This window comes from Pseudomonas serbica (assembly GCF_028823535.1).
Classification (GTDB): Bacteria; Pseudomonadota; Gammaproteobacteria; order Pseudomonadales; family Pseudomonadaceae; genus Aquipseudomonas; species Aquipseudomonas serbica.
Genome location: NZ_JAQIYM010000001.1, coordinates 82052 through 99910, shown reverse-complemented (window position 1 = coordinate 99910; position 17859 = coordinate 82052). Strand labels below are relative to the sequence as shown.

The following is a 17859-nucleotide window of genomic DNA, read 5'->3' as shown; positions in this document are numbered from 1 at the left end:
GTCGACGCTCCTACAGGGGAGAGGTGGTGTTAAAAGGAGTGCGTTTGCTGCCGCCGCTTCCACTGATTCAACCGCTGCTGCAGGTTCAACGGGCTATGAATCTGCTGCTGGCGCGCGCGGCTGAACAGGATCAGTGCCAGTTCGGCCGTGGCCAGGGCGTCGGCGCTGGCGTTGTGACGTTCGAAGACTTCCAGTTTGAACCAGTCGATCCACTCGTCCAGGCCGGCCTCGCGGATATTGGCCTGCGGGCACAGCAGCGGGGCGATGTCCGCGACATCCAGAAAGGTATGCTGCAACTTGTAGCCCAAATGATCTTTCAATGCGCGACCAAGCATGTGCTGGTCGAAGGGCGCATGAAAGGCCAGCACCGGGCTGTCGCCGACAAACTCCATGAATTCGAGCAGCGCCTCGGCCGGATCGCTGCCAGCGGCGATGGCACTGGGCCCCAGGCCGTGAATCAACACGCTGGGACCGAGCTTGAGTTCGGCGCATTGCAACGTGCGCTCGAACTGCCGACTGAAATCGATCGCGCCATCCTCGATCACCACCGCGCCAATGGACAGTACCCGGTCCTTGTTCATGTTCAGCCCGGTGGTTTCCAGGTCGAGCACGACCCAGCGCTGCTCGCGCAGGCTGCATTCACTCAATCCGCCGACCGTCGGCAGGTGTTGCAGGCGCTGTTGCAGGTCTGCGGACAAGCTCGGGCCGGCGGGGCGCAGCCATGAAAACAGACTCATAGTTGGTACCGCAGGGCCAGGCTGCTTTGCAGGCGTTGAGCCTGGCGCAGGGATTCACGCAGGATGCGTCGATCCAGATGATTGAGGCTGTCCGGGTCGACACGGTTGGAGTAGGGCAAATTCTCCCGGGTCTGCAACTGATGTTGCTGCATGCGGGTTTGCTGGATGAAGTGATACGCCTCTTCGTACGCCGCGCCGTCCAGCGGCTCGATGACTTCCTTGGCCACCAGCTGACGAAAGCGCTCCAGCGTGTTGTTCGCTTCGATGCCGTGGGCGAGGGCGAGTAGCCGCGCCCCGTCGACGAAGGGGGTCAGGCCCTGGACTTTCAGGTCCAGGGTCGCTTTCTCGCCATTTTTTCGCGCCAGCACGAACTCGCGGAAACGTCCTACGGGAGGACGATTGCGCAACGCGTTTTCAGCCATCATGCGCTGGAACAAGCGGTTGTCGGCCACCTGGTCGAGAATCCCCCGACGCAACTGTTCGCAGCCTTGCTCGCTGCCCCAAACCACGCGCAAATCGAAATAGATGCTCGATCCCAGCAGGTTCTCCGGCGTGGCCTCGCGTATGAACGCAGAAAAGCGCCGGGCCCATTCGGCTCGGGACAGGCACAGCTCGGGATTGCCGGCCATGATGTTGCCTTTGCACAGGGTGAAACCGCAGAGCGCCAGGCTCTGGTTGATCTGATGGGCGATTGGCAGCAGTTTTCCGCGAATCTCGGCGGCGTGGGCCGCGTCCCGCGCTTCGAACAGAATGCCGTTGTCCTGGTCGGTGTGCAGCGTCTGTTCGCGGCGACCTTCGCTGCCGAAACACAGCCAGCTGAACGGGATGCCAGGGTCACCTTTCTCGGCAAGGGTCAGTTCGATCACGCGGCACACCGTGTGGTCGTTGAGCAGGGTGATGATGTGCGTGATCTGGGTCGAGGACGCACCATGGGCCAGCATGCGTTCCACCAGTTGACCGATCTCACCCCGCAGCAGCACCAGGTTTTCCACGCGCTGGGCGCTGCGGATGGTGCGCGCCAGATGCACCAGGTCGACCCGTTGCAGGGAAAACAGATCGCGTTCCGAGACCACGCCGCACAGGCGCTGATCCTTGACCAGGCAGACGTGGGCGATATGCCGCTCGGTCATTGCAATCGCGGCATCGAAGGCGCTGTGGTCCGGAGACAGGTAAAACGGCGACGGCGTCATGTGCCGCTCGATCGCCTCGCTGAAATCGCCGGTGCCGTTGGCCACCACATGGCGCAAATCGCGCAGGGTGAAAATACCCAGCGGCGCCTTGTGTTCATTGACGATCACGATGCTGCCGACCTGCTGCTCGTGCATTTGGGTCACGGCTTCGCGCAGGGGCGTGTTCGGGCTGCACGTCACCGGATGGCGCATGGCCAATTCACCCAGGCGGGTGTTGAGCGAGTATTGGGTGCCGAGGGTTTCCACGGCTTTTTGCTGAACCTGCTGATTGACCTGATCCAACAGGCTGCTCACGCCTCGTAGGGCAAAGTCGCGGAAGGTACCGGAAATGGCGAACAACTTGATGAATGCAAGTTTGTTCAGCTGTAGGCAAAAGGTGTCTTCGGCGGCGAGATGTTCGGTGCGGGTCGCACGCTCACCCAACAACGCAGCGAGGGGGAAACACTCGCCGGTGGTGATCTCAAAAGTGGTTTCGGTGCCACCCTTGGCCGTGTGCGGACGTTCGCCGACCACTCGACCCTGCTTGACGATGTAAAAGTGCTCAACCGGGCCGTCCGCGGGCTTGATGATGCTTTCGCCGGGAGCGTAGAAGCGCAATTGGCATTGCTCGACCAGATACGCCAGGTGGGCGTGTTCCATCTGGTTGAAGGGCGGGAAGCGCTGAAGGAATTGCAAAGTGCCCTGGATGTTCTGCAACACCGCGGTTTTCCCTGCCTGGGTGAAGGCGTCCGCTTTACTCATAACCATTACCGCAGTCTTTTTTTGAATTGTTGTTGTCGGATGACTCGTCCATGGTCGGCCCCTAAGGTCGAGGTGCCCATTGGACGTAAGTCTAGGTAGGCCGCAAACGTGATGCAGCGTCGGAAAAACCCTACCCAAACGTGAGAAAAACCTCACCTTGCCCCTATTGGAAAATTTTCCGACGGAGTGCACATTGGTGGTGTGCTTAGCGATGTCTCACCACTGTGCTAGGGAATTGACTTGAACATGTAGAGAATGCCATGTCCGACCACGATATTTTGAGTGATGCCGAGCGCGAGGCGCTTAGTGCAGTCATGCTGGAACCCGACTTGCCGCCGCAGCGGGTGCTGATCGTCGACGACGACAAGGACGCTCGTGAGTTACTGTCAGAGATTCTGGCCCTGGACGGCATTCGTTGCATGACGGCGGCCAGTGGTGAAGCCGCACTCAAGATGTTGGAAGAGAAACCCTCGATTGGTCTGGTGATCACCGACCTGCGCATGGGTCATGTCGATGGCCTGGAGCTGATTCGTCAAGTTCGTGAGTCGGTTCGGGCGGCAATGCCGATCATCATCGTCTCCGGCGACGCCGACGTGAAAGACGCCATCGCCGCGATGCACCTGAGTGTGGTGGACTTCCTGCTCAAGCCCATTGATAGCGGCAAATTGCTGGGGTTGGTCAAGCATGAGTTGGGCATGGATCCCTGACCCATCTGTAGGAGCCAGCAAGCGGCTCCTTCAGGTTTACCGCACATGAAAAAGCCCTGATCTTTCGATCAGGGCTTTTTCGTTCCCACGCTATCGCTTACTCAAAGGCCATTGGCAGCCTTGAACTCGCGACGACGACGGTGCAGGACCGGCTCGGTATAGCCGTTCGGTTGTTTGGTCCCTTCCACTACCAACTCGACGGCCGCCTGGAAGGCGATGTTGCTATCGAAGTTCGGTGCCAGCGGACGGTACAGCGCGTCGCCGGCGTTCTGGCGGTCCACCACCGGCGCCATGCGCTTGAGGCTTTCCATCACTTGCTCTTCGGTGACGATGCCATGACGCAGCCAGTTGGCGATGTGCTGGCTGGAAATACGCAGCGTGGCACGGTCTTCCATCAGGCCGACGTCATTGATGTCCGGCACCTTCGAGCAACCAACGCCCTGGTCGATCCAGCGCACCACATAACCCAGGATGCCCTGGCTGTTGTTGTCCAGTTCGTTCTGGATCTGTTCGGCGGTCCACTGCGGGTTCACTGCCAGCGGGATGGTCAGGATGTCGTCCACCGACGCGTGGGCACGCTTGGCCAATTCGGCCTGGCGGGCGAACACGTCGACCTTGTGGTAGTGCAGTGCATGCAGCGCAGCAGCGGTCGGCGAAGGCACCCAAGCGGTGTTGGCACCGGCCAATGGGTGAGCGATTTTCTGTTCCAGCATCGCGGCCATCAGGTCCGGCATCGCCCACATGCCTTTACCGATTTGCGCGCGACCTTGCAGGCCGGTGCTCAAGCCGATATCGACGTTGGAGTTCTCGTAGGCGCCAATCCATTTTTCCGCCTTCATGTCTGCCTTGCGCACCATCGGGCCGGCTTCCATGGAGGTGTGGATTTCGTCACCTGTGCGGTCGAGGAAACCGGTGTTGATGAACACCACGCGTTCGCTGGCGGCCTTGATGCAGGCCTTGAGGTTGACAGTGGTACGGCGCTCCTCATCCATGATGCCGACTTTCAGGGTGTTGTGCGGCAGGCCCAGCACATCTTCGATGCGCCCGAACAGCTCGTTGGTGAACGCCGCTTCTTCAGGACCGTGCATCTTCGGCTTCACGATGTAGACGGAGCCGGTGCGGGTGTTTTTGCGCGAAGTATTGCCGTTCAGGTTGTGCATCGCCGCCAGGCAAGTCACCAGGCCGTCGAGGATACCTTCCGGTACTTCGTTGCCGTCCTTGTCGAGGATCGCGTCGATGGTCATCAGGTGACCAACGTTGCGCACGAACAACAGCGACCGCCCGTGAAGGTTCACCGCGTTACCGTCCACACCGGTGTAGGTGCGGTCGGCGTTCATGGTGCGGGTAAACGTCTTGCCGCCCTTGGCGACTTCTTCCGACAGGTCGCCTTTCATCAGGCCGAGCCAGTTGCGGTAGATCACCACCTTGTCATCGGCGTCGACAGCGGCGACCGAGTCTTCGCAGTCCATGATGGTGGTCAGCGCGGCTTCCATCAGGATGTCTTTGACACCGGCAGCGTCGGTCTGGCCGACCGGGGTGCTGGCATCGACCTGGATCTCGAAGTGCAAGCCGTTGTTTTTCAGCAGGATCGCGGTCGGCGCCGAGGCATCGCCCTGGAAACCAATCAGCTGGGCGTCGTTGCGCAGGCCACTGTTGCTGCCGCCTTTGAGGGCGACCACCAGTTTGCCATCAACGATTTTGTAGTGCGTGGAGTCGACGTGGGAACTGGCCGCCAAAGGTGCCGCTTCGTCGAGGAAGGCGCGGGCGAAGGCGATGACCTTGTCGCCGCGAATTTTGTTGTAGCCTTTGCCTTTTTCCGCGCCGTCAGCTTCGCTGATGGCGTCGGTGCCGTAGAGCGCGTCATACAGCGAACCCCAGCGGGCGTTCGACGCATTGAGCGCGAAGCGGGCGTTCATCACCGGCACCACGAGCTGTGGACCGGCCATGCGGGCGATTTCTTCATCGACGTTTTGCGTCGTTGCCTGGAAATCGGCCGCTTCTGGCAGCAGATAACCGATGTCTTGCAGGAAGGCTTTATAGGCCACGGCGTCGTGCGCCTGGCCGGCGCGTTCCTGATGCCAGGAATCGATACGAGCCTGGAAATCATCGCGTTTGGCGAGTAGGGCTTTGTTCTTCGGCGCCAGGTCATGAATGACCTTGTCGGCACCGGCCCAGAACTTATCGGCGGTGAGGCCGGTACCGGGAATGGCTTCGTTGTTCACGAAGTCGAACAGGACTTTGGCGACCTGCAGGCCACCGACTTGAACGTGTTCAGTCATTGCTTGCCTCACTCTGCTCAGCTATTTCGCTTTTCAGCTCTTCAATTTAACAATGAAGCCTCTGGCCATTTAAACCACAAACCCTGCGACCAGTACATGCCATTTCTGACGGCTGGGTGGGGACCAATCAACGGCTTTAAGGCCTTGCTGACAGGGCTTTCAGGGATGCGACTGCGCCTGTGGCAGACATCGATCCAACGTTATGTAGTGCGCGCAGCGGCATACTACATGATGAGTTGCGGTTGTGAAAATTAGACTAATTACGTCGTTCTGCGACCCCATGACGCATTGCAGTCACGTCGGGGATCGGGATGTTCTCAAAAAACCATTAGATTGTTCCAGTTAAATATAAAAAGTTGTACACATTTGTGACTGCAGGAGCAGGCTTGCCTGCGAAGGCGTCAGCCGATTCAACACAGGATTACCCCTTGCCTATACTTCTCTTTCAATAACAAAAGAGGGCTGCGCCATGGACCACCTCGTACTCACTGTTTTTGCACCGGACAAGCCTGGGCAGGTCGAGCGCATTGCCCAATGCATCGCCGAGCAGGGGGGCAACTGGCTGGAAAGCCGCATGTCACGCATGGCCGGGCAATTCGCCGGGATCCTTCGGGTCGGGGTGCCGGCGGAATCCTACGATTCACTGGTTGATGCCTTGCAAGGATTGTCGGCCCAGGGCATTCGCGTACTGATCGCCGAAAGCGGCATCGAACAATCGTGTACCTGGAAACCGATCGCCATGGAACTGGTGGGCAATGACCGGCCGGGGATCGTGCGCGACATCACGCGCTTGCTCAGTGAGCAGGGGGTAAACCTGGAACGACTGGTGACGGAGGTGCGTCCGGCGCCCATGAGCAGCGAGCCGTTATTCCATGCCGAAGCGATACTGGCGGTGCCGTTGACGTTGTCTCTGGACGTGCTGCAATCGCGCCTGGAAACCCTGGCGGACGATCTGATGGTGGAGTTGGTCCTGCGCAGTGAACCTTGAAAAGGTTATCCAGTTTAAACGTGCACCTGCCTGTGGATAACCTGTAGAGACAGCCCGCCAGGCCACGCCGGCCGGGGCTTCTAAAAGATTGATCAAAAAACCAGCAGTTTCAGTCACTTGCGCACAAACGGCGGGGATCACGCTGTGGATAACCTTGGGAAGGATCGGCGCAGGCCACGGAGAACGTGGCCTGCAGAGGTTTGTGCGTTTTTTGATCAGCGGCGGCGACGCAAGCTGAGCCAGGCATCGATGCTGTAAACCGCAAGGCCGGCCCAGATGAAGATGAACGCGACCAGCGTGCTGGACGACAGGTGCTCGCCAAACAGCAACACGGCTTGCAGCAACACCAGGGTGGGCGCCAGGTATTGGAGGAATCCCAGCGTCGTGTAGGGCAGATGGCGCGCGGCGGCGTTGAAACAGACCAGCGGCACCAGCGTCACCGGGCCGGCAGCCACCAGCCACCAGGCCTCGGAGGTGGTCCAGAATTCAGCCTGGGCGCTGCTGGCGGTTGGATTGAGCAGCAACCAGGCCAGCGCGATCGGCACCAGCATCCAGGTTTCGACCACCAGGCCCGGGAGTGCCTTGACCGGCGCCTGCTTGCGAATCAGCCCGTAGAAACCGAAGGTCAATGCCAATACCAGCGACACCCAGGGCAGGCTGCCGACTTGCCATACCTGTTGCGCTACGCCAACCGCCGCCAGCCCCACCGCGATCCATTGCATGCGGCGCAGCCGTTCGCCGAGGATCAACATCCCCAACAGCACGTTGACCAAGGGATTGATGTAGTAGCCGAGGCTGGCCTCCAGCATGCGCCCGTTGTTCACCGACCACACATAGGTCAGCCAGTTGGCGGCGATCAGCGTGCCGCTCAGGGCCAGGATCGCCAGTCGACGCGGGTTCTCCCGCAGTTCGCGCCACCAGCCCGGATGTTTCCAGACCATCAGCAGCAAGGCGCCGAACAACGCCGACCACAGCACACGATGAATGATGATCTCCACCGCGGGCACGCTGGCGATGGCTTTGAAATAGAGTGGGAAAAGTCCCCAGATGATGTAGGCACTCAGGCCCAGAATGTACCCGCGACGCGGGTTGGCGGCTTGCATGCAGAGTCCTTGCTTAGGCAGCTAACAAAGAGGGATTGTAAGGAAATTTGTCTACGAATGTCCTGCCTGAATAGGTTGGCCAATTGTGAACACATGACCTGTGGGAGCGAGCCTGCTCGCGAAGGCGATTTCAAATTCAGCACATCAGTGTCTGATAAACCGCTATCGCGAGCAGGCTCGCTCCCACAGGGTTCCAGGCGGTATCAGAAGAGTTTCAGCGGCTCTTCATTCAACGCTGCCAACTGCTCGCGTAATGCCAGCACCTGATCCCCCCAATAGCGTTCAGTCCCGAACCACGGGAAGCTGCGCGGGAATGCCGGATCGTCCCAGCGCCGGGCGAGCCAGGCGCTGTAGTGCATCAGGCGCAGGGCACGAAGGGGTTCGATCAGTGCCAGTTCACGGGGATTGAAGTCGTGGAACTCGTTGTAGCCGTCCATCAATTCCGACAACTGACCCAGGCAGTCCTGGCGATCGCCGGCCAGCATCATCCAGATGTCCTGCACTGCCGGGCCCATGCGGCAGTCATCAAGATCGACGATGTGGAACATTTCGTCGCGGCACATCATGTTGCCGGGGTGGCAGTCGCCGTGCATGCGGATGTTCTGGTGCGGCGTATTGCTGTAGGCATCTTCCACACGCTTGAGCAGATCGCGGGCCACCGACTCGTAGGCCGGCAGCAGGCTGCGGGGGATGAAGTTGCCTTCGAGCAAGGTCGTCAGCGAGTCATGGCCGAAGTTTTTCACCGCCAGCGCCTCACGGTGCTCGAACGGCTTGGTCGAGCCCACCGCGTGCAGGCGACCGAGCAGTTGCCCCAGGCGATACAGCTGATCGAGATTGCCCGGTTCCGGCGCGCGACCGCCGCGGCGGGGGAACAGGGTGAAACGGAAGCCATTGTGTTCGTGCAGGGTTTCACCGTTATGGATCATCGGCGCGACGACTGGCACGTCGACCTCGGCGAGCTCGAAGGTGAACTGGTGTTCTTCCAGAATCGCTTCGTTGGTCCAGCGCTGCGGGCGGTAGAACTTGGCGATCAGCGGTTCGGCGTCTTCGATGCCGACCTGGTAGACACGGTTTTCGTAGCTGTTGAGCGCCAGGATGCGGGCATCGCTGAGAAAACCGATGCTTTCGACGGCATCGAGAACGAGGTCTGGGGTGAGCGTTTCAAACGGGTGGGCCATGCTGACTCCTGCGCGCAGCAGGCTGCTGCGTCCGGCCAGGCATGGTAGCGCAGACAGACATGGATAGGTTGTGACTGTGCTGACGCCTTCGCTGGCAAGCCAGCTCCTATAGGTCATGCGCCATTTTTGAAATCGCGCATGACTTTGTAGGAGCTGGCTTGCCAGCGAAGGGGCCCTGTCAGGCGCCGACTATCCCGCCATCCTCCCGGGTAATCGCCATCACCGATGACCGCGGCTTGCCATTGGGCAAATGCTCGGGGAAAGTCGAGCCACCGTTCTCCCCCGGATGCTGGATCCCGACAAACAAGGTCTTCTGGTCCGGCGAGAAACTGATGCCCGTCACCTCGCAGCCAATCGGCCCGACCATGAACCGGCGAATCTCCCCGGTCGCCGGGTCAGCGCAGAGCATCTGGTTGTTGCCCATGCCGGCGAAATCTCCGGCGTTGCTTGAATCGCCGTCGGTTTGTATCCACAGCCGCCCGGCCTTATCGAATGCCAATCCGTCCGGGCTGTTGAACATGTTCTGTGGGGTGATGTTCGACGAGCCGCCCTTCGGCGTGCCGGCATGCACTTGCGGGTTGCCAGCGACCACGAACAGATCCCACGCGAAGGTTTTCGAGGCGTGGTCGTCGCGGTCAGTGCGCCAGCGCAGGATCTGCCCGTAGACATTCTTCTCGCGCGGGTTTGGCCCGCCCACCGGTTGCCCGTCTTCGCCGCGTTTGGCGTTGTTGGTCAGGGTGCAGTAAACCTGTCCGTCCGTGGGACTGACGACGATCCATTCGGGGCGGTCCATGCGCGTGGCCTTCACCACGCTGGCCGCCAGACGCGCGTGAATCAGCACTTGGCCCTGGTCGGCAAAACCGCTGCTGGCGTCGATGCCGTTTTTACCGTGGGTCAGTTCGATCCATTCCCCTTGGCCCTTCGGATGATCGGCATTGCCATCGCCGCCGTCGAAACGCGCCACGTACAGGGTGCCGTGGTCCAGCAGGTCGCGGTTGGCCTTGGGATTCTTGTGATTGATCTTGTCGCGGCTGACGAACTTGTAGATGAACTCGCCGCGCTCATCGTCGCCCATGTACACCACGGCGCGGCCGTCTTGGGTTTCAGTCAGGGCGGCGTTTTCATGTTTGAAGCGGCCCAGCGCGGTGCGCTTGACCGGGGTTGACTTCGGATCGAACGGGTCGATCTCGACCACCCAGCCGTGACGATTGAGTTCGTTGGGATTGTTCGCCAGGTCGAAGCGCGGGTCGTGTTGATGCCAGTTGATGTCTTTGCTGGTTGCCACCACGCCGTAGCGTTTTTGCGCGGCGTCGAACTTCTGCTCGGCATTGGTGCTGCCAAAGCAATCGGTGAAGTTCTCTTCACAGGTCAGGTATGTGCCCCACGGCGTCTTGCCGTTGGCACAGTTCTGGAAGGTGCCGAAGACTTTTTTGCCGTGCGCATCGGCACGGGTCTTCAGCAGTTCGTGACCGGCAGCCGGGCCGCTCAGGTTGATCGGCGAATTGCCGTGGATGCGTCGGTTGTAGGGCGAGCCCTGGACGAACTGCCAGTGACCATCCTTGCGCTGCACCTCGATCACCGACACACCTTCGCAGGCCAGGGCCTTGTGCACTTCCTGCGCCGATTGCGGCATGCCCGCATGGGGGTAGAGGTAGCGGTAGTTGGTGTATTCGTTGTTGATCGCCATCAGCGCCCGGTTGTTGTCATCGGGGAAGGCGAACAGGCTCATGCCGTCGTTGTTGTCACCGAACTGGACTTCCTGATGCTCGGCGGAGCCGTTGCCACTCGCGTCGAAGGCCGGGCCGTTTTTCTCCAGGGGCTGACCCCAACTGATCAGTACCGAAGACTTGTAGCCGGGTGGCAGGGTGATCGCGTCGCTGGTCGCGGCGGGAATGCTTTCGAAACCCAGCAACCGGCTGGTGCCGGCGCTGACACTGGCGGCCAGTACGCTGCGACTGAGCAGGTTGCCACCGAGAAACATGGCGGCACCGCACAGGGCGCCGGCGCTGATGAATCCACGGCGGCTGAGGCCGACCATTTGTTCGAGGTCGGTGGGTTGGTTGTCTTCTAATAGGCTCACATCAGGCTCCCTGCGAATTTTGCAGTCACCTTAATGGCGGGTGATGAAGCTTTTGTTGCAGCTGTCCTTAAAGTGGGGTGCCGAGCAATACGTTGGAGGGCGAGAACTGCGCGCGTACCGGCTTTCCGCTGGTCAGTTCGCGCGATTGCAAATGCCAGGGCTCGGCCAGGGCGCAGAGCGTCTGGCCGTTAGGCAGGCCGATGCGCACTTCGCAGGGGCCGTCTTCGGCATTGAGGATTTCCTCGATGATGCCTTCGAGGCAATTGTGTCCTGGTATTGCTTCGTCGCCGCAGCCCAGCACATCGAGCCACCCGGCCTTGATCAGCGCGACCACTTCGGTGCCGGGTTGCAGGTCCAGGCGTACGGTGCTGTCGTGGGTGATCTGCGCAGCGATGCTCAAGCCTTCGGCCAACTCAAGGCGGACCCGGTCGTTATGGCCTTGGGTTTCAATAGCCACGACCTTGCCGTGTAGCTGATTGCGTGCGCTGGTCCTGAGCATCAGGCGACCGAGCAGGTCAAGGTCGCTGGCATCTTCAGCAGCTTCCAGAACCTGGGCCTGCAACGCCTGCAGCTTTTGATAAAGGCGCAGCACACGCTCGCCTTCGGCGGACAGTTTGGCGCCGCCACCCCCTTTGCCGCCCACACTGCGCTCCACCAGCGGTTTCTGCGCAAGGTTGTTGAGCTCATCGATGGCATCCCAGGCAGCCTTGTAGCTCAGGCCTGCGCTTTTCGCTGCGCGGGTGATCGACCCTTGCTCGGCGATATGTTGCAGCAGGGCAATGCGTTGCGGACGGCGGACAATGTGCTGGGACAACAACGTAGGCAAGGACATGGCAAGACGCTATGGGCTATGACGATGGTGAGGACGTTGGCCGCTCGGGCCCCGCGAGTCAAGTCACGGCGACTCACCAGGCTTGGGTGTTCGCGCCAGGCAATAGACATCGACCCGTGTAGCGCCGGCGTCCATCAGCAGGTGAGCCAGTGCTTGTGTCGTGGCGCCCGTGGTCAGCACGTCATCCACCAGCGCCAGATGGCGACCCTTCACCGATGCGCCGGGCGCCAGGGCGAAGGCGTGGTGCAGGTTCTTTTTGCGGGCCTCGGCGTTCAGGTCTTGTTGCGCGTGGGTGTCCTGGGGCCTTAATAACAGCCGTTCATCGGTAGGAACGCCAAGGCGCTCGCTGAGCCAGCGTGCCAGCATGGCTGCCTGGTTGAACCCTCTTTGGCGCAGGCGTCGGGTAGCCATCGGCACGGGTACCAGCGCGTCGGGCCGTGGGAGGTCGTCATCGAAGTGATGTTGCAGGGATTGAGTCAGAAGTTCGCCGAGCAGGTGGCCAAACGGCCAATTCGAGCTGTGCTTGAACCGGGTAATCAGGCTGTCGATCGGGAAGCTGTAAGTCCAGGGCGCGACCACCCGTTCGAAGGCCGGCGGCTGCTTGAGGCATTGCCCGCACGTCAGGCCGGCAGCGGGCAAGGGCAGGGCGCAGGTCTGGCAGTGATCGCCGAGCCAGGGCAACTCGGTTTCGCAGGCCATGCAAATGGGCGTGGTGCCATCGGCGGGTTCGTCACACAGCAAACAGCACTGTTTGTTTTTTAACCAGATGTAAACCTGCTTATCGTATCGTGGTTGACAGCGCATGGCTCTTCCTTAAATATGCCGAAACATCTGTGATGCGCCTGTGGAAAATTCCATTTTCCTGGTCGCCTGCCAAAGCATAAAACAAAGGAAACGCCCATGAGCGCCAGCACCTCTGCAACCCTGCGTCATGACTGGTCTTTGGCCGAAGTCAAAGCACTCTTCGTTCAGCCATTCAATGACCTGTTGTTCCAGGCGCAGACGGTGCACCGTGCGCATTTCGACGCCAACCGGGTCCAGGTTTCGACCCTGCTGTCGATCAAAACCGGTGCCTGCCCGGAAGATTGCAAATATTGTCCGCAGTCCGGTCACTACAACACCGGCCTGGAAAAAGAAAAGCTGATGGAAGTGCAGAAAGTCCTCGAGGAGGCTGCGCGCGCCAAGGCCATTGGTACCACCCGGTTTTGCATGGGCGCGGCGTGGAAGCACCCGTCGGCCAAAGACATGCCGTATGTGCTGGAGATGGTCAAAGGCGTAAAGGCCCTGGGCCTGGAAACCTGCATGACACTCGGCCGTCTCGATCAGGACCAGACCGCAGCCCTGGCCGAAGCCGGCCTGGACTACTACAACCACAACCTCGATACCTCGCCAGAGTTCTATGGCAGCATCATCACCACCCGCACCTACAGCGAACGCCTGCAAACCCTGGCCTACGTGCGTGATTCGGGGATGAAGATCTGCTCCGGCGGCATCCTCGGCATGGGCGAGTCCCTCGATGACCGCGCCAATTTGCTCATCCAGTTGGCGAACATGCCAGAGCACCCGGAATCCGTGCCCATCAACCTGCTGGTGAAAGTCGCCGGTACGCCACTGGAAAATGCCGACGACATCGACCCGTTCGATTTCATCCGCATGCTCGCGGTTGCGCGCATCCTGATGCCCAAGTCCCACGTGCGCCTGTCCGCCGGCCGCGAGGCGATGAACGATCAGACCCAGGCCCTGGCGTTCTTCGCCGGTGCCAACTCGATTTTCTACGGCGACAAACTGCTGACCACCGCCAACCCGCAGGCCAACAAGGACATGCAACTGTTCGGGCGCCTGGGGATCCTGCCGGAAGCCCGCGAAGAACACTCCGACGAAGTGCATCAGGCCGCCATCGAACAGGCGCTGGTGGAGCACAAGAGCAGCGAGCAGTTCTATAACGCGGCTGTTTGATCCTTCTGAAGGAATGCAAAACCCTGTGGGAGCGAGCCTGCTCGCGAAAGCTATGTAACAGTCGACATTGATGTTGAATGTGAAGGCCTCTTCGCGAGCAGGCTCGCTCCCACAGTGGAGATGTGTCATTTGATAGTCGAGGCCTGCATGTCTTTCGATCTCGCCGCACGCCTGGCTGCCCGTCGTGCTGAAAATCTCTATCGCCAACGTCCATTGCTCGAAAGCCCGCAAGGCCCGCAAGTGGTGGTGGACGGCCAGCCATTGCTGGCGTTCTGTAACAACGACTACCTGGGCCTGGCCAATCACCCGCAAGTGATCGAAGCCTGGCGCGCGGGAGCCGCCAAGTGGGGCGTGGGTGGCGGGGCCTCGCATCTGGTGATCGGCCATAGCGGCCCGCATCACGCCCTGGAAGAAGCCCTGGCCGACTTCACCGGTCGCCCGCGTGCCCTGCTGTTCACCACCGGCTACATGGCCAATCTCGGTGCGGTCACGGCGCTGGTGGGGCAGGGCGATACGGTGCTCGAAGACCGACTCAATCACGCCTCGTTACTGGACGCCGGGCTGTTGTCTGGCGCACGTTTCAGCCGATATTTGCACAACGACGCGACGAGCCTGGCCAAGCGCCTGGAGAAAGCCACCGGTAATACGCTGGTGGTCACCGATGGCGTGTTCAGCATGGACGGCGACATCGCCGACCTGCCGGCGCTGGCTCGGGAAACCAGGGCCAAGGGTGCGTGGCTGATGGTCGATGACGCGCACGGTTTCGGTCCCCTGGGTGCCCAGGGAGGCGGCAGCGTCGAACATTTCGGCCTGAGCCAGGAAGATGTGCCGGTGCTGGTCGGCACGCTCGGCAAGGCGTTCGGAACCGCGGGTGCCTTTGTGGCCGGCAGCGAAGAGTTGATCGAGAGCCTGATCCAGTTCGCCCGCCCCTACATCTACACCACCAGCCAACCCCCGGCCCTGGCCTGCGCGACCCTGAAAAGCCTGGAGCTGCTGCGCCGCGAGCATTGGCGCCGCGAGCATTTGCAGGCGCTGATCCGTCAGTTCCGCCACGGCGCCGAGCAGATCGGCCTGGAGCTGATGAACAGCTTCACGCCGATCCAGCCGATCATGATCGGTGACGCCGGACGCGCAGTGCGCTTGTCGCAGATGCTGCGCGAGCGCGGTTTGATGGTGAGCGCCATACGCCCGCCAACCGTGCCAGCCGGCAGCGCCCGACTGCGCGTGACCCTGACCGCCGCCCATACCGAAGCGCAGGTACAGCTATTGTTGGAGGGACTGGCCGATTGTTATCAACGACTGGGACCGGAGCCTGGCCATGCGTGATCGACTGATTCTGCTACCCGGCTGGGGTCTGGGGATTTCGCCGCTGGAGCCGCTAGCCGCCGCCTTGCAAGGCCTGGACGAACACCTGCGGGTGGACATCGAGCCGCTGCCTGAGCTGGACTCGAGCAATCTCGAGCTTTGGCTTGATGAGCTTGACGCCAGCGTGCCACAGGACGCCTGGCTGGGCGGCTGGTCGCTGGGTGGCATGCTCGCGTCCGAATTGGCGGCGCGCCGTGGCGACCGTTGCTGCGGCTTGCTGACCCTGGCGAGCAACCCTTCTTTTGTCAGCCATGAACAATGGCCGTGGGCGATGCCCAACCAAACGTTCGACGCCTTTCTGGCGGATTGCGCTGCCGATCCGCGCATGACGTTGAAGCGCTTTTCACTGCTCTGTGCCCAAGGGGCCGAAGACCCGCGCGGCTTGTCGAGGCTGTTGTTCGGGGGCGCGCCGCACTCGTCAGAGGCGGTGCTCATGGGTGGCCTGAAGCTGCTCGCACAATTGGACACGCGCCAGGCCCTGCAGGCGTTCCGCGGTCCGCAACTGCACCTGTATGCCGGCCTCGACGGGCTGGTGCCGGCTGAAGCCGCCGAGGCGTTACTGGCGTTGCTGCCGGATGTCGAAATCGGTCTGATTGAACAGGCCGGTCACGCGTTTCTCCTGGAAAATCCCCACGGTGTGGCGGGGGCGATCCAGGCCTTTTTGCATGAGTGCGGCGATGACTGATTTATCTCTTCCCCAACTGCCCGGCGGTTTGCCTGACAAGCGCCAGGTAGCCGCCTCTTTTTCCCGTGCGGCGGCAAGCTACGACAGCGTGGCCGAATTGCAGCGTGATGTCGGCAGCCAATTGCTCCGCCGTTTGCCCGATGATTTCGTGTCAGGGCGATGGCTGGACCTGGGGTGCGGCACCGGGCATTTCAGCCGCGCGCTGGGCGAGCGTTTTCCCGCAGGGCACGGCGTGGCGCTGGACATCGCCGAAGGCATGCTCAACCACGCCAGGCCTTTGGGCGGCGCCACACACTTCATCGCCGGCGACGCCGAGCGAATGCCGTTGCGTGATGGAACGTGCGATCTGATTTTCTCCAGCCTCGCGGTGCAGTGGTGTGCGGACTTCGCTTCGGTACTCAGCGAGGCGCATCGGGTACTCAAACCCGGGGGCGTTTTCGCATTTGCTAGTCTATGCGTAGGCACGTTGTTCGAACTGCGTGACAGCTGGCGTCAGGTGGATGGCATGGTGCACGTCAACCGCTTCCGCGAGTTCGCCGTTTATCAACAGCTTTGCGCAGCCAGCGGCCTGCGGGCGATCAGCCTGGAAAACCGTGCGCATGTGCTGCATTACCCGGATGTGCGCAGCCTGACCCATGAACTCAAGGCGTTGGGGGCACACAACCTGAACCCCGGACGACCGGGTGGGTTGACCGGTCGGGCGCGGATTCTCGGCCTGGTAGAGGCTTATGAGCAGTTTCGTCAGGCCCAAGGCCTGCCGGCGACTTATCAAGTGGTGTACGCCGTTTTGGAGAAACCCTTATGAGCTCCGCGTATTTCATCACCGGTACCGATACCGATGTCGGAAAAACCACGATTGCCGCCGGCTTGCTGCATGCCGCCCGATCGGCCGGGTTAAGCACGGCAGCGGGCAAGCCGGTAGCCTCTGGCTGTTCGGTGACGCCCAAGGGCCTGCGCAATGCTGACGCGCTGGCGCTTTTGGCGGAGTGCTCGCTGCCCCTGACCTACACCCAGGTCAATCCGCTGGCGCTCGAGCCGGCAATTGCGCCGCACCTGGCCGCGCGCGAGGCCGGCATTGCGTTGACCGTGCAATCGCTACTGACGCCAATGCGAGAGATACTCGACATGCAGGCTGATTTCACCCTGATCGAGGGTGCTGGAGGCTGGCGCGTGCCATTGGCAGATCAGGACAACCTGTCGGACCTGGCCAAGGCGCTGGGCCTGCCGGTCATCCTCGTGGTCGGTGTGCGCCTGGGCTGCATCAATCACGCGTTGCTGACGGCCGAGGCGATTGCCCGGGACGGTTTGCAGTTGGCGGGATGGGTGGCGAATATCATCGACCCGAAGACCGCACGCCTGGAAGAAAACCTCGCCACCCTCGCCGAGCGGCTCCCGGCGCCATGCCTGGGGCGAGTGCCGAAGCTCAAGATGGTCACGGCTGAAGCGGTAGCAGAGCACCTGGAACTGGATCTCCTGGACTAGGTATCTGGCTATGACGCGGCACTGTGCCATTAGTGTTTTTGACGGGCCATTCCCCGGTAAGTCTGCTTCAATGAGTGTTGATGACTCTTTGCAAGGACGAGCGCTTCCATGGAAATCTCGGGAAATACCGCTTTTTATGCCGGTTTGAGCACTGTTCAGACGGCGCAGAACCGTGTCGATCAAGCCGCCGGCCAAATTGCCAACACCACGATCGAGCGTTCAGTGACCAGCCAGTCTTCCGAAGCCCAGGCCGATCGCCTGCGTTCGGTCGACCGCAGCCAGCAGTCGGACCTCGTGAGCCACAATCTCGCAATGGCTGAAGGCAGGTTTGGGGTGGAGTTGGGCACTAAAGTCGCCAAGGCTTCTGATGAAATGCTCGGCACCCTGATCGACACCTACGCCTGAACTCACGCTGAAAGCGCACCGTCTGACGGGTACGCTTTCAGCGTGAGTCCTGCTATCCAATACTTTCTCGCGCTGCGCGTTGCTCAGGCCAACGGCGTCAGGCCCGCGTGCGCGCTGATTGGTCATGGAAT

16 protein-coding genes are annotated in these 17859 nt (G+C 61.0%); 8 read left to right on the top strand and 8 right to left on the bottom strand.

Features of this window, described 5'->3' with window-relative positions:
• Positions 1-29: 29 nt before the first annotated feature.
• Together NQL71_RS00435 and NQL71_RS00430 are read right to left on the bottom strand one after the other, a co-directional pair.
• Positions 30-737 carry a 3'-5' exonuclease gene (locus NQL71_RS00435; RefSeq protein ID WP_248685927.1) on the bottom strand — a complete coding sequence of 236 codons (708 nt, stop codon included), beginning with the start codon at positions 735-737 and terminating at the stop codon, positions 30-32.
• Positions 734-2668, bottom strand: coding sequence for a putative nucleotidyltransferase substrate binding domain-containing protein (locus NQL71_RS00430; protein ID WP_316252129.1), 1935 nt, complete (start codon positions 2666-2668; stop codon positions 734-736). The genes NQL71_RS00435 and NQL71_RS00430 overlap by 4 nt, the downstream gene beginning before the upstream one ends.
• Positions 2669-2928: 260 nt before the next feature.
• On the opposite strand from NQL71_RS00430, the gene NQL71_RS00425 reads away from it, so the two are divergent.
• The gene (locus NQL71_RS00425) at positions 2929-3375 is read left to right on the top strand and encodes a response regulator (protein ID WP_046818227.1); all 447 of its coding nucleotides are present in this window, start codon (positions 2929-2931) and stop codon (positions 3373-3375) included.
• Positions 3376-3476: 101 nt separating this feature from the next.
• Here NQL71_RS00425 and NQL71_RS00420 read toward each other — a convergent pair whose 3' ends face one another.
• Positions 3477-5654, bottom strand: a complete 2178-nt coding sequence (locus tag NQL71_RS00420; protein ID WP_274642143.1) for a malate synthase G — start codon at positions 5652-5654, stop codon at positions 3477-3479.
• Positions 5655-6123: 469 nt separating this feature from the next.
• On the opposite strand from NQL71_RS00420, the gene NQL71_RS00415 reads away from it, so the two are divergent.
• A complete protein-coding gene (locus NQL71_RS00415) occupies positions 6124-6642 on the top strand; it encodes a glycine cleavage system transcriptional repressor (RefSeq protein WP_046818225.1) in 519 nt (172 codons plus the stop codon).
• 215 nt (positions 6643-6857) lie between these two features.
• Here the strand turns inward: NQL71_RS00415 and rarD are convergent, their stop codons facing one another.
• The 5 genes from rarD to NQL71_RS00390 all read right to left on the bottom strand — a co-directional run bounded on the left by rarD (position 6858) and on the right by NQL71_RS00390 (position 12639).
• The gene (gene rarD / locus NQL71_RS00410; RefSeq protein WP_046818224.1) at positions 6858-7745 is read right to left on the bottom strand and encodes an EamA family transporter RarD; all 888 of its coding nucleotides are present in this window, start codon (positions 7743-7745) and stop codon (positions 6858-6860) included.
• Between the two features lie 203 nt (positions 7746-7948).
• Positions 7949-8923: a serine/threonine protein kinase gene (locus tag NQL71_RS00405; protein WP_046818223.1), complete on the bottom strand. Its 975-nt coding sequence runs from the start codon at positions 8921-8923 to the stop codon at positions 7949-7951.
• Between the two features lie 178 nt (positions 8924-9101).
• The gene (locus NQL71_RS00400) at positions 9102-11003 is read right to left on the bottom strand and encodes a PhoX family protein (protein ID WP_046818222.1); all 1902 of its coding nucleotides are present in this window, start codon (positions 11001-11003) and stop codon (positions 9102-9104) included.
• A gap of 67 nt (positions 11004-11070) precedes the next feature.
• Entirely contained in the window at positions 11071-11835 is a 765-nt protein-coding gene (locus NQL71_RS00395) for a TOBE domain-containing protein (RefSeq protein WP_274642142.1), read from the bottom strand.
• A gap of 63 nt (positions 11836-11898) precedes the next feature.
• On the bottom strand, positions 11899-12639 hold the full coding sequence (locus NQL71_RS00390; RefSeq protein ID WP_274642141.1) for a ComFC family protein: 741 nt from the start codon (positions 12637-12639) through the stop codon (positions 11899-11901).
• A 96-nt stretch (positions 12640-12735) separates the two neighbouring features.
• On the opposite strand from NQL71_RS00390, the gene bioB reads away from it, so the two are divergent.
• The 6 genes from bioB (at position 12736) to NQL71_RS00360 (ending at position 17728) form a co-directional block, all read left to right on the top strand.
• The gene (gene bioB / locus NQL71_RS00385) at positions 12736-13791 is read left to right on the top strand and encodes a biotin synthase BioB (RefSeq protein ID WP_046818219.1); all 1056 of its coding nucleotides are present in this window, start codon (positions 12736-12738) and stop codon (positions 13789-13791) included.
• Between the two features lie 147 nt (positions 13792-13938).
• Positions 13939-15117, top strand: coding sequence for an 8-amino-7-oxononanoate synthase (gene bioF / locus NQL71_RS00380; protein WP_046818218.1), 1179 nt, complete (start codon positions 13939-13941; stop codon positions 15115-15117).
• Entirely contained in the window at positions 15110-15841 is a 732-nt protein-coding gene (locus tag NQL71_RS00375) for an alpha/beta fold hydrolase (RefSeq protein WP_046818217.1), read from the top strand. The genes bioF and NQL71_RS00375 overlap by 8 nt, the downstream gene beginning before the upstream one ends.
• Complete coding sequence (gene bioC / locus NQL71_RS00370; protein ID WP_274642140.1) at positions 15834-16646, top strand: malonyl-ACP O-methyltransferase BioC; 813 nt, start codon at positions 15834-15836, stop codon at positions 16644-16646. The genes NQL71_RS00375 and bioC overlap by 8 nt, the downstream gene beginning before the upstream one ends.
• Complete coding sequence (gene bioD / locus NQL71_RS00365; protein WP_046818215.1) at positions 16643-17323, top strand: dethiobiotin synthase; 681 nt, start codon at positions 16643-16645, stop codon at positions 17321-17323. The genes bioC and bioD overlap by 4 nt, the downstream gene beginning before the upstream one ends.
• A gap of 108 nt (positions 17324-17431) precedes the next feature.
• Entirely contained in the window at positions 17432-17728 is a 297-nt protein-coding gene (locus tag NQL71_RS00360; RefSeq protein ID WP_166619222.1) for a pyrroloquinoline quinone biosynthesis protein PqqE, read from the top strand.
• Positions 17729-17859: the final 131 nt, after the last annotated feature.

What these genes read in the sequence shown, in the direction of transcription:
- NQL71_RS00435 (WP_248685927.1), bottom strand. Translation starts at nt 737, where the DNA reads ATGAGTCTGTTTTCATGGCTGCGCCCCGCCGGCCCGAGCTTGTCCGCA.
- NQL71_RS00430 (WP_316252129.1), bottom strand. Translation starts at nt 2,668, where the DNA reads ATGAGTAAAGCGGACGCCTTCACCCAGGCAGGGAAAACCGCGGTGTTG.
- NQL71_RS00425 (WP_046818227.1), top strand. Translation starts at nt 2,929, where the DNA reads ATGTCCGACCACGATATTTTGAGTGATGCCGAGCGCGAGGCGCTTAGT.
- NQL71_RS00420 (WP_274642143.1), bottom strand. Translation starts at nt 5,654, where the DNA reads ATGACTGAACACGTTCAAGTCGGTGGCCTGCAGGTCGCCAAAGTCCTG.
- NQL71_RS00415 (WP_046818225.1), top strand. Translation starts at nt 6,124, where the DNA reads ATGGACCACCTCGTACTCACTGTTTTTGCACCGGACAAGCCTGGGCAG.
- rarD (WP_046818224.1), bottom strand. Translation starts at nt 7,745, where the DNA reads ATGCAAGCCGCCAACCCGCGTCGCGGGTACATTCTGGGCCTGAGTGCC.
- NQL71_RS00405 (WP_046818223.1), bottom strand. Translation starts at nt 8,923, where the DNA reads ATGGCCCACCCGTTTGAAACGCTCACCCCAGACCTCGTTCTCGATGCC.
- NQL71_RS00395 (WP_274642142.1), bottom strand. Translation starts at nt 11,835, where the DNA reads ATGTCCTTGCCTACGTTGTTGTCCCAGCACATTGTCCGCCGTCCGCAA.
- NQL71_RS00390 (WP_274642141.1), bottom strand. Translation starts at nt 12,639, where the DNA reads ATGCGCTGTCAACCACGATACGATAAGCAGGTTTACATCTGGTTAAAA.
- bioB (WP_046818219.1), top strand. Translation starts at nt 12,736, where the DNA reads ATGAGCGCCAGCACCTCTGCAACCCTGCGTCATGACTGGTCTTTGGCC.
- bioF (WP_046818218.1), top strand. Translation starts at nt 13,939, where the DNA reads ATGTCTTTCGATCTCGCCGCACGCCTGGCTGCCCGTCGTGCTGAAAAT.
- NQL71_RS00375 (WP_046818217.1), top strand. Translation starts at nt 15,110, where the DNA reads ATGCGTGATCGACTGATTCTGCTACCCGGCTGGGGTCTGGGGATTTCG.
- bioC (WP_274642140.1), top strand. Translation starts at nt 15,834, where the DNA reads ATGACTGATTTATCTCTTCCCCAACTGCCCGGCGGTTTGCCTGACAAG.
- bioD (WP_046818215.1), top strand. Translation starts at nt 16,643, where the DNA reads ATGAGCTCCGCGTATTTCATCACCGGTACCGATACCGATGTCGGAAAA.
- NQL71_RS00360 (WP_166619222.1), top strand. Translation starts at nt 17,432, where the DNA reads ATGGAAATCTCGGGAAATACCGCTTTTTATGCCGGTTTGAGCACTGTT.